General features: G+C 38.3%; 13 protein-coding genes. 7 read left to right on the plus strand and 6 right to left on the minus strand.

The genetic code is table 11. The annotated features are described in order from the left end of the window. Positions 1–207 precede the first annotated feature (207 nt). From ACH8E3_RS00380 to ptsP, 5 genes are read left to right on the plus strand one after another with little or no spacing between them, the layout of a single operon-like run. Complete coding sequence (locus ACH8E3_RS00380; RefSeq protein ID WP_458630603.1) at positions 208–768, plus strand: PRD domain-containing protein; 561 nt, start codon at positions 208–210, stop codon at positions 766–768. A 12-nt stretch (positions 769–780) separates the two neighbouring features. Next, positions 781–1,287 carry a PTS sugar transporter subunit IIA gene (locus ACH8E3_RS00385; RefSeq protein WP_458630604.1) on the plus strand — a complete coding sequence of 169 codons (507 nt, stop codon included), beginning with the start codon at positions 781–783 and terminating at the stop codon, positions 1,285–1,287. A 39-nt stretch (positions 1,288–1,326) separates the two neighbouring features. Next, entirely contained in the window at positions 1,327–2,778 is a 1,452-nt protein-coding gene (gene nagE / locus ACH8E3_RS00390; RefSeq protein WP_458630605.1) for an N-acetylglucosamine-specific PTS transporter subunit IIBC, read from the plus strand. A gap of 29 nt (positions 2,779–2,807) precedes the next feature. Next, the gene (locus tag ACH8E3_RS00395; protein ID WP_458630606.1) at positions 2,808–3,086 is read left to right on the plus strand and encodes an HPr family phosphocarrier protein; all 279 of its coding nucleotides are present in this window, start codon (positions 2,808–2,810) and stop codon (positions 3,084–3,086) included. Then, positions 3,083–4,816 (plus strand): phosphoenolpyruvate--protein phosphotransferase, encoded by a 1,734-nt coding sequence (gene ptsP / locus ACH8E3_RS00400; RefSeq protein ID WP_458630607.1) that lies wholly within the window; start codon positions 3,083–3,085, stop codon positions 4,814–4,816. Before ACH8E3_RS00395 ends, ptsP begins: the two co-directional genes overlap by 4 nt. A 104-nt stretch (positions 4,817–4,920) precedes the next feature. On the opposite strand, the gene ACH8E3_RS00405 is transcribed toward ptsP, so the two are convergent. The 4 genes from ACH8E3_RS00405 to sigI form a co-directional block, all read right to left on the minus strand. Continuing rightward, positions 4,921–5,892 carry an HD-GYP domain-containing protein gene (locus ACH8E3_RS00405; RefSeq protein WP_458630608.1) on the minus strand — a complete coding sequence of 324 codons (972 nt, stop codon included), beginning with the start codon at positions 5,890–5,892 and terminating at the stop codon, positions 4,921–4,923. Positions 5,893–6,099: 207 nt separating this feature from the next. Further along, positions 6,100–7,485 (minus strand): S-layer homology domain-containing protein, encoded by a 1,386-nt coding sequence (locus ACH8E3_RS00410; protein WP_458630609.1) that lies wholly within the window; start codon positions 7,483–7,485, stop codon positions 6,100–6,102. Positions 7,486–7,639: 154 nt separating this feature from the next. After that, a complete protein-coding gene (locus tag ACH8E3_RS00415; protein WP_458630886.1) occupies positions 7,640–8,920 on the minus strand; it encodes an anti-sigma-I factor RsgI family protein in 1,281 nt (426 codons plus the stop codon). Then, positions 8,920–9,642 (minus strand): RNA polymerase sigma-I factor, encoded by a 723-nt coding sequence (gene sigI, locus ACH8E3_RS00420; protein ID WP_458630610.1) that lies wholly within the window; start codon positions 9,640–9,642, stop codon positions 8,920–8,922. The genes ACH8E3_RS00415 and sigI overlap by 1 nt, the downstream gene beginning before the upstream one ends. A 272-nt stretch (positions 9,643–9,914) precedes the next feature. Here sigI and ACH8E3_RS00425 point away from each other — a divergent pair, with 272 nt between their 5' ends. Continuing rightward, a complete protein-coding gene (locus tag ACH8E3_RS00425; protein WP_458630611.1) occupies positions 9,915–10,310 on the plus strand; it encodes a DUF2871 domain-containing protein in 396 nt (131 codons plus the stop codon). Between the two features lie 42 nt (positions 10,311–10,352). Here the strand turns inward: ACH8E3_RS00425 and ACH8E3_RS00430 are convergent, their stop codons facing one another. Together ACH8E3_RS00430 and ACH8E3_RS00435 are read right to left on the minus strand one after the other, a co-directional pair. Further along, complete coding sequence (locus ACH8E3_RS00430; protein ID WP_458630887.1) at positions 10,353–11,438, minus strand: CgeB family protein; 1,086 nt, start codon at positions 11,436–11,438, stop codon at positions 10,353–10,355. 453 nt (positions 11,439–11,891) lie between these two features. Next, the gene (locus tag ACH8E3_RS00435) at positions 11,892–12,923 is read right to left on the minus strand and encodes a YeiH family protein (RefSeq protein WP_458630612.1); all 1,032 of its coding nucleotides are present in this window, start codon (positions 12,921–12,923) and stop codon (positions 11,892–11,894) included. A gap of 209 nt (positions 12,924–13,132) precedes the next feature. Between ACH8E3_RS00435 and ACH8E3_RS00440 the strand changes: the two genes are divergently transcribed. Further along, complete coding sequence (locus ACH8E3_RS00440; RefSeq protein WP_458630613.1) at positions 13,133–14,038, plus strand: LysR family transcriptional regulator; 906 nt, start codon at positions 13,133–13,135, stop codon at positions 14,036–14,038. Positions 14,039–14,065 lie beyond the last annotated feature (27 nt).

Genomic DNA, 14,065 nt, shown 5'->3' on the forward strand with positions numbered 1-14,065 from the left:
ATATGATGTAGTTAGACATAATAAGTTTGATCGCAAGATCCTTACTTTATGTTTTGATATTCAACTAAGCTTTTTGGCGTGTTACTCAGAGATTGGGGCATAAGCCGAGAATAGGGGATCTTCTAATTCTTATTAGAAAAATTCTCTTTTCTTGGCTTTTTTTCTTGTCTAATGGGGAACCTAATCAACAAAGGAGGGATTGAAAACATGTCTCGTGCTTATCGGATTGAACGTGCAATCGGCAATAATGTCTTATTAACCAACGACTTACAATCTGAGAAAGAGTATGTCATTTTTGGCAAAGGTCTTAGCTTCTCCTTTAAAGCTGGCGAAATGATCGATAGTACGGACAAGCGTATTGAGAAACGTTTCCGTCTTGACGATGCCGAAGAAATGAAACAGTACCACTCTTATCTCGAAGGTATTGATTCAGAAATTATTGAATTGACCGATCGAATCTCTGATTACATTTTAGACAAAGTAGGTGTTCAAGTCAGTCCAAAGCTTCAATTGGCTTTGCCGAGCCATCTCCAATTTGCAGTGTATCGACTCCGAAATGGCATGGAGATTGTAAATCCCTTCATTCGCGAGACCAAAGAGAAGTTTCCAGTAGAGTATGAAATTGCAACACAATTGGCAGAATGGATTGATGAACAATTCCATATCACTGTGCCCGAAGACGAGATCGGTTTTCTAACCTTTCATGTCTACTCAGGTATTCACAATATTCCTGTAGGGGAAGTACTCAAACAAGCAGAACAACATTAGGAGGACAACAAGATGCTAACAAAACTATTTGGAAAATCGAAACAACATATGACTGAAATTTACTCTCCCATATCAGGCCAGGTCATGCCTTTAACTGCTGTTCCTGACGAGGCATTTGCAGGTAAACATATGGGTGATGGTATTGCCATTCAACCAACAGATGGTAAAGTCATAGCACCTTTTGACGGTAAGGTAACTCATCTCATTCATACGAATCATGCGATTGTAGTTGAACATCCTTCTGGTGTGCAATTACTAATCCATATCGGCATTAATACCGTAGCTCTAAAAGGAGAAGCATTTACAGCACATGTAAGCACAGGTGATTCTTTTAAAGCAGGTGACTTGCTTATTGAATTCGATATTGATGCCATCACCAAAGGTGGATATCCTACGATAACTCCTGTAGTCGTAGCGAATGAAGATGAAGTGAAACGACTAGAGCATGCTATCTCAAGTGGTCATGTTACAGCAGGTACAGGTTGCATACTTAAAGTTGAAATGAATGTACAAACCTAATCACAAATACTTAATTATAAGAAAAGAGGACGATCGACTATGCTGGCCTTTCTACAGAAAATAGGTAAAGCATTAATGCTTCCAGTAGCTGCACTCCCTGCAGCTTCCATCCTTCTGCGTTTTGGTAATATTGATTATGTTAAAGACTTCCACATGGGAAGTGCCGGCGAATTTCTTAACCAATACATCGCACCATTTATGGCAGCAGGTGGATCTGCTATTTTTGATAATCTCGCGCTGATATTTGCTGTCGGGGTAGCGATCGGTTTAGCTGGTGATGCTGTTGCAGCACTTGCTGCAGTCATAGCCTACCAGGTGCTTACAACTGTACAAGTTAAAGTGCCACTTGTCTTTCCTGGCATTGTTGGTGAAGATGTTGTTCTTAATATGGGTGTGTTGGGTGGTATCTTCGCCGGACTTGTCTCTGCATTTCTGTATAATAAATATCATAATATCAAGTTGCCTGATTGGCTTGGGTTCTTTAGTGGCAAACGATTCGTCCCAATTATCACCTCTCTAGTCATGGTTATCATTGCACTATTGCTTGGTCTTGTATGGGGTCCTGTTCAAATGGCTCTGGATTCATTTGGTCGTTGGGTTGTTGGGTTCGGAGGTATTGGTTCTTTCGTATTCCTGACAGCGAACAGACTTCTGATTCCAACCGGATTACACCATGTTCTGAACTCCATCGCTTGGTTCCAGATTGGTGATTTCACAGATGCCGCTGGTAAAGTGTTCCACGGAGATTTATATCGTTTCTTTGCTGGTGATAAATCCGCAGGTATGTTCATGACTGGATTCTTCCCAATTATGATGTTTGCATTACCAGCAGGTGCATTAGCTATTATTCATTCTGCTCGTAAAGAGAATCGTAAACTTGTTGCATCCATCTTTATTGGAACCGCCTTCGCTTCTTTCTTAACGGGGATCACGGAACCACTTGAATTTGCATTTATGTTCGCAGCTCCATTCCTATACGTCATTCACGCTGTATTAACGGGTCTGTCTGGTTTTATATTATATCAAATGGATGTCCATCACGGTTTTGGATTCTCCGCAGGATTTATCGACTATGCCGTCAATTTCCAACTTGCAACGAATCCACTCTTAATTATCCCAGTTGGAATTGGATTTGCCGTTGTTTACTACTTCTTGTTCCGATTCATGATCGTGAAATTCAATATTAAAACACCAGGTCGTGAGGACGAATCAACGGAAGAAGAAATTGCACAAGATAATATTATAGCTACGAATACGGACAGTAAAGCTGAAAATGTCCTTAATGCATTGGGTGGATCTTCTAATATTATAGGTATTGATGCTTGTATCACTAGACTTCGTCTCGTAGTTAAAGACGATTCACTTGTGATCGATAAGAAACTCAAAACTTTGGGTGCATCTGGTGTTATCCGATTAGGTAAAGGTGCCGTACAAGTCATATTTGGAACCCAATCTGAGCAACTTAAAGATGAAATCAAAAAAGTAATGTAGAGATAACAATACAAGGAGTGAAATAACCGATGAAAACTAACTTTATAATACAAAATCCATTCGGTATACACGCAAGACCTGCTCGAAAAATTGTTGAGGCTGCTAAATCTTTCTCCAGAACCGTGTCCCTGGAGAAAGAGGGCAAAGCCTTTAATGCTAAAAGCTTAGTATCCGTCATTTCTATTGGAGCAAAATGTGGAGATAGCATTACCGTTATAGCCGAAGGTGATGAAGCTGAAGCTGTCATTCAAGCCATCGGTACGATCTTAAATACAATTGAACCTAATGCTGAAAGTAGTCAATCATGAAGAAAATTAAAGGCATTGGCGCATCCCCTGGCTATGCTATAGGAATTGCAAAAGTATTAACTGTTACAATTGCTCCCATCGAAAGACTCCAACTTGACACAGCACAATTAAATGATGAGATCAAGCGTTTTGAACAAGCTATTATTGCTACTCAACATGACCTTGAACAAATACACGCGATGCTAATTGATCAACAAAAAGATCACGAGGCAGAAATATTTGAAGCACATCTGATGTTATTGGAAGATGAAGAACTCATTGATCGTTCAAAAGATCTGATCCGTTCTGAATCCATCAATGCAGAATTCGCATTCTTCACTGTCTCCGAAGAGGTTGCAGAGATGATTGCTGCGATTGACGACCCCTATCTCAAAGAACGCGCAGCGGATATCCGAGATGTCGCTCGTCGTATTTTGAATAAATTACAGGGCATTGATGACACTTCTTTAGCTGATGAGACAGGACCTATCATTCTATTTGCAAAAGATTTAACACCTTCTGATACCGCACAACTTGACCCTAATCAAGTGATCGGGTTTGTAACAGAAGTTGGCGGTCGTACATCCCACTCTGCTATCATTGCTCGCTCTGTCGGTATCCCTGCTATTGTGGGGACAGGAGATGTATTAGAGGGTACTGTTAAGAATGGTCAATCCGTTATTATAAATGGAACTGACGGTGAACTGATTATCGATCCCGATGAGGGAACTCTCGTACATTACACCGAGTTGCAAAAGTTACAATCGGAACAAAAGGATATCTATCAGACCTATCTGAATAAACCTTCCATTAGTAAAGACGGTGTACAGGTTGAATTGGTAGCTAATATCGGTATCGTCAAGGATGCAGAACTAGCTTCCAACTCTGGAGCAGAAGGTATAGGCTTATTCCGCACAGAGTTTCTCTATATGGATCGTGAAGATCTACCGTCCGAGGAAGTTCAGTTCGAGTCTTATCGTAAGGTCGCAGAAACATTTAATGATGATGCACCTATCGTTATTCGTACCATCGATATCGGTGGAGACAAGGAAGTACCTTATCTTGATCTACCTAAAGAAGATAACCCATTCCTAGGTTATCGCGCTATTCGTATCTGCTTAGATCGGCCGGACATGTTCAAAACACAACTTCGTGCAATTCTAAGAGCCAGCGCATTTGGTAATTTAAAGATCATGTTCCCTATGATTGCAACACTTGGTGAATGGCGTCAGGCAATAGCCATACTTGAGGAAGTAAAGCTGGACTTATCCAAAGCAGATATAGCTTATAACAATAATATTGAGGTTGGTATTATGATTGAAATTCCAGCCGCTGCCCTGCTCGCCGATAAGTTCGCAAAGGAAGTAGACTTCTTCAGTATTGGAACGAATGATTTAGTTCAATATACTTTTGCATCTGACCGAATGAACCCTAAGCTTAGTTATCTAAGCGATCCCTTACACCCTGCGATAATACAACTTGTGAAGATGGTTATTACAGCGGCACATGCCCATGGTAAATGGGTAGGAATGTGCGGTGAGATGGCAGGGCAGAAACACGCTCTACCTATTCTATTGGGACTTGGTCTGGACGAATTCAGCATGAGTGCAAGTGCTATTCTTCCGGCAAGAGCCCTTCTAGCGAAGCTATCACAGCAGGATATGAAGCCCATTGCAGAAGCTGTTCTTGAGTTAAGTTCAGCTGAAGAAGTTCGCGAATATGTTGAGCAACATGTGACTGCAATCCAATAATATGAATATATGATGTTGATATAGCATTCAATTCTAATCATTGACATCAACTTAGCCAAAAAGATCCGCTATTCGAATTCGAATAGCGGATCTTTTTTATTAAACTATACACTTATAATCATTAGCGTATGATGTTCTGCAAGTGAAATCTCTTGCTCTGAAGATAGGTACCGAACGATAGGTCTTTGCATTTGCGATTCAATTTTGGTAACAATTGCTCGTTCTCCATTATTAAGCATCACCTTTGAACCAGGTGGATACGGTGCTATGGCCTTTACAAATGCATCTACAATGGAACTTGTGAATGAAGTTCCATTTAGAGCCATAATTACTTCAACAGCTTCATGTGGGAGCATCTTAACTTTTGATAATAAATTATCGTACGTATCGGCAACAGAACAGATCTGTGCATATTCATGTATATCTTTACCCGATATTCCTCGAGGATAACCCGTACCATCAAATTTCTCATGGTGTTGAAAAGCCACATGTGCTGACAATAAACTAATCTCACGTATATTTCGGATGATATTGAATCCCAATTCAGAATGCTTGCTTTGATCATTTGTAACACATTTCCCAATATCATGAAGTAAACAACCCACCGCTAAATCTCTCAGTTGAAGATCATTGTACCCAAGATGTTTAGCCATTTGTAATGCTAACAATGTGACATTAACCGCATGAGCATACAATTGCAATTCAACGGAAATGGTTGTAATTGGAATTGGAATTAATACGGGGCGAATCTTCACTTCATCAATCAACTTATTCACGCCTTGAAGAATATTCTTTAATGGTAATGGCTTTTTGTGTCCAATGGATTCATAACCTATTTTCACAATCTGTATGATGTCTAACCACGTCGGTAGATCTAACATCTCCTCTAACGTGATCCCTCTCGACTCAGCATCTTCCACGACAATATGAGAAATCCCCATAGTGATCAGCCGATCTACAAATTTGGGATGAATCTTATTGTTGGCAGCAAGTAAAACACGTCCTTGTGCATCATAAATTGATTTACCCAGCTGCATTGACTCTTCGTTGTAGTCTAATAATTTAATTAATCTCACTCTAGATCCTCCCAGTTATATGTCCACATATTACAATGGATTATTGAGTATTATGTATTACGTAATTAGACCTAGTTATTAGGGGGTAATGACGAATTATAGCGAAAAAAATACGAAGACCAAGTTAGTATATACAAAACTCAGATCCTCGTATTATAGATGTACGCTATTACTGCCGCTCTCTAGTCCTGACTTGAAAAGATGAACTTAATCCTCGTCATCCTCATCGTCGTCATCATCGTTATCTATTTCAACTTTAAGTTGTTTACCACTTTTAAATTTCACTTCAAGCTCTAACTCAACAACATCATCCTTCTCAATGTTCAGCCCCGCTAGAATTGCGCTCAAAGCTTCCTTTTGATTCATTTTATCCGTGAGTTTAACTTTAGCTAAAAGCGCTTCGATATAATCAACCGCGTCTTTTCCTTTAAGTTTCTCTTTATCGTTTTTAAATTCTTTCTCAACTTTCGCTTCTGACTTACCTTGTTTGTTCTTATACTCTAGTTCTAATTTTGCCTTTTCAGACAATTCCACTTCCAATTCGAACTCAACAATATCTAGTGAAGTTGTGTCTTTATCTGTCTTGTCTGTATCTTCTTCTTTACCTGGTTCTTTGGACAGAAGTAACTTCCCCTGAATAACCTTACCATCTTGTACAACAAGACTTACGTTATCATTAATAGCTAGTTGGTCTGCACGAATAATTTTGTGTTGAAACGGAACCAATAATTCTGAAGATATTTTATAAGTTCTTAATTCTTTGCTGGCCATTTCAATTTTAATCTCACCATTCAGATTTTTGGATACATCGTTATTTGCAGAATTGTTATGATTAGGTGTGAATTTAATATCTTTAATGATGCCATTAACGGTAATAGCGCCAATATTCTCAAGAATTCCATCGTTCGTTCTTTCTAAAAGAGCAGCCATCTCGGCACGTGTAACATTCTTATTCGGTTTGAACGTTCCATCAGGATAACCACTAACTACCCCACGTTCAACTGCAACGTTAACATAACCAACAGCACCAGCTGGAATAGCATCCTTATCTTTGAAATCAGGAGTTTTGGTCATCTGCTTAAGAGCTTCTGCTTGTAAGCCTAGCGACTTCACAAGTAGACTAGATACCCACACACGACTTGCTGGAGTATTAGGTTGGATTCTATCCTCTGTTGCGTCAAATAGACCGTGTTCCAGTGCCACGATAACATAGCCTTTCGCCCAAGGGAATTGTGAATCTAACAGATGTGCATCTTTGAAATGAAGTTTAGTGTCTGGTGACTTCAATTTCGCTTCATTCTCCAGGTCCATTAAACGAACCGCTGTTACGATAGCTTGGACACGAGTTACTGGTTGATTAGGTCTGAATGTTCCATCTTCAAAACCTTCTATTACTTTTTTTGATTTCATATTTGTTATGTAACCAGCAGCCCATTGTGCATCTTTCAAATCTCCAAATTCCGATATCATATGACCTCGATCACCATTTGAATACTCGTCATTCATATTGTTACTAGCCGTAATTTGTCCTGCAAATCCGAATGTAAGCACCATAATTAGCATCAAACACAATAAACCTTTCAACTTCTTCAAGATTATAATCATCTCCTTATTTGTTGTGACCATTCCTGTACTGATGGGTAAATCAACAGATAATCTTCATCTCTGACTACCCTCCAATAATGTGTCGTAACACACAAGATTATATTACGTCGTACAAGATAGACTTGTGGGGGTTGGTAGAATTTCAATCATCATCGTCATCGTCGTCGTCATCGTCATCGTCTTGTTTTTTATCTTTGTTAGATTTTTCGGACTTATCGGACTTATCTTTTATTAATTCTATTATTTCTTCTTTGATTTTCACTGGTTCTTTCTTTTCTACTGTGTCTTTCTTTTCTACATGTTGTATCTTATTATTCGTTTTGTTATCTTCTTTTTTTTCTATTTCGTCATTATCATCATCTTTATCTTCATCTTTATCTTCATCTTTATCATCGTCATCGTCATCGTTATCGTCTTTTGATGTCTTGTATTTTTTTGTTTTATCCTTGATCTGTACAGGCTTTTCCTTTTTAAAGTCTAGTTTCTCTACATACTCCGTTTTATTCTTCAAAACTTCATTTTTTTGTTTCTTTTTGAGTTCTAATAATGAATCTTTGACAGGTAGAACAGTTGGTTTCGATGATTCGCTTATATGAGGTAACAGCGATCTTTTATGCTCATTATGATTTTGTTTCTCTTTCTTGATATGGGATGAATTCTCAGTTTTTGATTGGTTATCAAATAAACGTTTCGGATCTATTCCTGCTTTTTCAAGTGTAGTAATGATTGATTGTGTACGTAATTGTTCAATATTCAGATCTATCCCTTTTAACTTTGCTTGTTCAGATACAATATATTTGTTCAATGAAATACCCGCATTTACTGCACTATCCATTTCTACGCGACTAGATTCGAACAGTTCGACAACATATTTCTTCTGAGGAACTTGCAATTGTTGAGGATCGATATGGTAATGCTTGTCTCCTAAATCTACAACAGATACCCATACCCACTTCTTTTCCGTTGTCAAATCTAAATATCCTTGTTCTTCTGCTCTTAAGAGAATATATTGCACAGCTTGGTACATTTCTTTTCCTCGAAGTTCCTCTTCATCTATGAATCTAACGGCATCTTCATTCTTCAGTTTTGTTGCTTCAACATGACCCTTTTTATTAATTAACAACTCAATACTTGGATTAATATCAATGGCGAGTAACGTAACAGGTTTCGAAGTGTCTTGAAATGAATTCAATACAAATAGAACACCCAACAACAATAGAAATGAAGCTGCATAAATCCATTGTTTGTTATTAAACCAACGATGAGGCGATTTAGGCTTCGGTGTTATGACTTCGGCAACTGCAATTCTCTCACCTAATTGTGGTAACACCAACGGATGAGGCAAATTGCGAAATGTACCATCTTCGCAAAGGACGACAATACAATCATTTGATATTTTCATGACGGTTCCATGCATCATCATCACTCTCCTACATCCACGAATGAGACCGTATTGCGTATTCGTCCAAATTCATCGTTAGTATAAATAAGAACGAGTGCAATTAAATATTTACGATTTCTTTCAATTGTTTTACGACTCACCTTGAAATGTCGAAGCATTTCTTTGATAGGAAGTCGTTTTGTCTTTTCCAAACTTATGATCCAGTCTGACTGTGCGATGAAATATTTAGCCATTTGAATGAATTGAATTCTTGTATCACGATGCTTGGGGGAACAATCCTCCAACTCTTCCAATGTAATTCCGTAATCTTGGAGCACCTGATCATAAATAATCAGTTCGTCCATCAATGCTGTCGCAGCCTGTTCACGATCAAAAGCTTCCATGGAACTTGCGATTTCAATAACCGTTTGTTCGAACTCTTCTTGTACATCATTAAATATGAGTAATTCAGATGTAAACATCTTACCTTGTCTGCGAAATTCATCAACTAGTCGGTTCCGAATGATCATGTACGCAAAATTATCAAATGTTTTACTATGCGTTTCGTCAAAACGATCGATTGCATCATTAAAAGCAATCAAGCCGATACTCGACTCATCCTGATTCCAGTCAATGGGTCTTTTACAGATATGAGTTACAACTCGAATAATATATGGATGGTACATCTTAATAAGTAATTCCCTATCTACGATCATTCCTTGTTGTGCATTTTTAAGGATATCTTCTATGGGCCTGTCCAACAAAATAAATCACTTCCTAATTACGTGTATATGTATTTGATTTGGGGGGGTTATTTAAACTATTATATCTCCATACTGTAAAGTGCATTGAGATACGATCATATCCATGTCTAATAACGTCGAATAAGAACGAAATATATCGAACCGCATACTACTATATATATTCTACATTCATTCTCCTGAATCCTTCTCGAACTATTCCGTTCATATTGTGTTCATGATTCTATGCTAGAGTTAAATCATAATAAGAGATATTACACGAAGGAGCGATGATTGTGAAGAAACTGTATTACACTTCTTTTGTCTATGCCATTCTAGGTCTATTATCGGGATTAGCTTATCGAGAGATTACAAAGCATAGCGATTACAATGGGGAAACCGTTATGGTTGCGGTACACACACATATTCTGGTGTTAGGATTCCTCTTCTTTCTCATTGCATTGATTCTAGCTAAATTATTTCATATTCATGAAGCTAAGTCATTCGGTGCTTGGTACATCGTCTATAACGTAGGATTACTCATTTCGGTAGGGACTTTGGCTACACGTGGGATGTTACAGATCAATGGAGGAGATATAAGCTTCCTTCCACATATTGCAGGATTAGGGCATACGATATTAAGCGCTTCTTTTATCTGGTTTCTTCTTATTCTTGGTAAACGAATTAAATAATCGATATGATGAATTGGAGATGCTGGATACCCAGCATCTCCTTTATTGATTCTGTATCGTATCAAGCATTCTACCTACACGATCAATATAAGTATGATTCTGATGTGTTGTCCATAACGATCGCCAAGCCATCGCTTGTCGTTCTTGCTCATGTGATAGATAATATTCTATCTTCGCTTGAAGTTCAGCAACATCTTTGAACGTCTCTATATCATAACCCGGACGATAATAAGATGTAAGGTCCTCTCGAATATCTGTTATTTGTAGCGTTCCACATCCGCTAATTTCATACGTACGAGGATTAATTGATCTCCCTATCAGATTTCTTCCATTCATATTGTCTTGACCTGCTACCGTTGTACGATGAATATTCACAACAATTTTGGCTCCATTATAATATGAGACTGTTTCTTCCACTGGAATCCATCCATGCCTTAGATATGGTGACATGAGAGGACATCTTTCCTCCAGACGCTCCCAATACCCTCCCGCAATCAACACCTTTTTATTCTGGAGATACGGTGCCAGTTGATTGAAGATCTCCACTCGATTCCAAAAGGCATTGCCAATGAAACAAACATCATACTGATATTCAGATGTTACTTGTAATGGGCGGAACTTATTTGGATTAACAGCCAAAGGCAAATAATGGACACGGGAACAGCCCGCGTTGTAGTACAAAGATACACATTCTAATTCATGTGTAAACACATCATCATAAGCAAGAGCCAATGACACGGTATAATCACTGAAATAAGGATCATCTACAAACCATATCGCTGTACGTATGCCAATCTCTTTAATTTGCATAATCTGCTCCATATGATCTTCTGGAAAGACGTGCAATGCATTCATCACTATGACTACATCAGGATGATGTAGCCATGTGTCTTGTAACATCAATTCAGGACTAGTAACGATACATTCGGTTGTTAATATGCGTAGAGCTTCAATCACTCCATCATCAATGGCAGCAAAACCTTGGTTCACATATAGAACACGTAAGTTACGACTGTAAGATATGGGCGGTGATAATCTAGATAAGATGGATTGGCATCCACCGTAACGATACCCCTCATCATACCCCGATTGATAGCTCTTACTGGTTGTTAATCTCTTCCCTTTTATACTTCTCAAGGCATTCATCCTATCTTCTTGATTTTATGTGTTTCTATGTTATATGCAATATGGATAATCTCTTCATGGACATCTACTCCAAAATGAATAAATTGGCGAATACCCTTACTATACAATCACGATAGAATTTAATTTCATTACCTAATTTGTCATTTTATTTGACCGAATATTATAAATCTCTCTTTTCTTTCTATCATTCTTTTTTATAACACTTCGATCACAAGAAAAATTTGGATTTTTCCCTTTCATTCAGTTAAGATTCTCGCATATGGTATTACCCTATTATTGATAGCATTATGGTTATTACAATGATCACTAAATAACTGTAAATAAAACGCGGCAGTCTAAGGTAAGCTGATTTCAAAAAAAAAAAAACAAACCTCGTAAGTACATCATAAATGCACTTTCGGGTTTTGTTTCCATAAGAATATTACATCGTGACGACTATCTTAGTCCTAGTGCGATTACTAATACGTATCCAAGGACAGATAGCAAGATCGAACCTAAGCCACCGGCTACAATTGATTTCATACCTAAACGACGGAACGTTGCAATTTCAACACCTAAGCCTAAGCCCGCCATTGCCATAGCAATAAGTAAGTAGGCCAACGTGATGATCTGTCCAGTAAGCACTTTAGGGATAACATCTAGCGTATTCACACCACTCATCAGTAAGAATCCAACGATGAACCATGGAATCGGAATCTCTCTCCAACTCATCTTACTTGCAACCGTGTTGCTGATACGGTTTTCTTGCCGTCTTGTCCAAATCCCAATACATATAGCAATCGGAACAAGCATCCCGACACGCGTTAACTTGACGATTACCGCAAGGTCAACTGCTTCTTGTCCTCCTGGTGCGGCAGCAGCAATGACATGTGCGATCTCATGAAGCGTTCCTCCTGCGAATATACCGTATCCCGCAGGACTTAAATTTAAGAATGGATAAAGCACCGTATAGGCTAGGGTAAATATCGTACCAAGAATGGCAACATTAGCAGCGGCAACAGCTGTTTCATCATCGCTTGCTTTCAATTGTGGCGAAATCGCCACTACAGCAGCGGCACCGCATATCGCTGTTCCACATGCAGTTAAAATACCAAGGTTCTTATCCACTTTAAGCCAACGGGCTAATGCATATACAACAACTAGTGTAAAAGCAATATTAATAATTGCTATGATCAACACTTTAGGACCAGCATGTACAATATCCATCAGATTCAGTCTCATTCCTAGAAATATAATACCTAGACGTAATAACTTCTTACTTGAGAATGAAATCCCAACGCCAGCATTTTTCGGTACGCCGATAAATGCTCTATAAGCGATACCAATGATGATCGCAATCACAAGCTGACCCATAATACTCAAAAATGGTAACAGGGCTAAGTACTTAGCGACAATAGCAATAATGAAGGTAATCAGTAACCCTTGAAGAAAGCCAATCCGTTTCTCTCTAATCTCGTTCATATCCATATTCACCTTCCTTATCTATACTCCCGATCCTGATGTCGTTCATTCAGACTATCTATGCTATTTACTATAAGACATGGCTCAGAAAAATTGAAATACAGATTTGCTATATCAATCATAATAAATACTTATGATTGGACTTGTTCCTATACTTAATTGAGGATAAAATGATGATATTAAGTTAGAAAATCAAATGGTCATGAGGGATAATTATGATTGTAGATTCACTCCGTGTATTCGTAACCGTGACGGAACAGCGTCATTTTTCAAAAGCAGCGAAGTTACTTAACCTTTCTCAGCCCGGTGTTAGTCTTCATATTCGTAATCTAGAAAATGAAATGGGTGCTAAATTATTACATCGATCATCCAAACAAGTGAGATTAACCGAAGCTGGTGAAATTCTTTATAAACGAGCCAAACAAATGATGATACTCTATGATGAAGCAACCCAATTGGTTCATTTACTTCAAAATGAGGTGACTGGAACGTTACAGATTGGTGCTAGCTATACGATCGGCGAGTATATTCTACCTCAAAAATTAGCTGAATTCGCCAATCAATACCCTCAAGTCGAGATACAAGTAAACATTGCTAATACAGAAGAAATTATTCAAGGTGTTCGTTCTGGTGTACTAGATATTGGGATCATTGAGGGACAGACCTATGCAACTGATCTCAGTATTACACCCTATATGAAAGATACGATGATTGTCGTAGCATCAAACGATCATCCACTTTCTACTATTCCTGTTATCGAACCAAAAGCTTTGCAAAATCAAGTGTGGGTCACTAGGGAAGATGGTTCAGGAACACGCAACTTTAGTAATCAATTTATAAAAATGACTAATCTCAACGTTAAGCGTTCTTATATCCTTAATAGTAATCAAGCGATCAAAGAAGCTGTCATGTCAGGGTTGGGTATTGCTATTCTATCTCGTTGGGTTGTTAAAAAAGAGCTCGAAAGCGGTGATATTTCAGAATTACGTATCAAAGATAATACACTAGAGCGAGAACTCAGCATTATCCTACACCAAGAAAGAACAACCACGATGGCAGTAGATGTCTTTATGAAATCACTATTAACCGTTAATTCATATCTAACAGCAGATAAATCATAATTAATATACCCATTCAACGTTCATACA

Source organism: Paenibacillus sp. CMAA1364 (assembly GCF_054373195.1).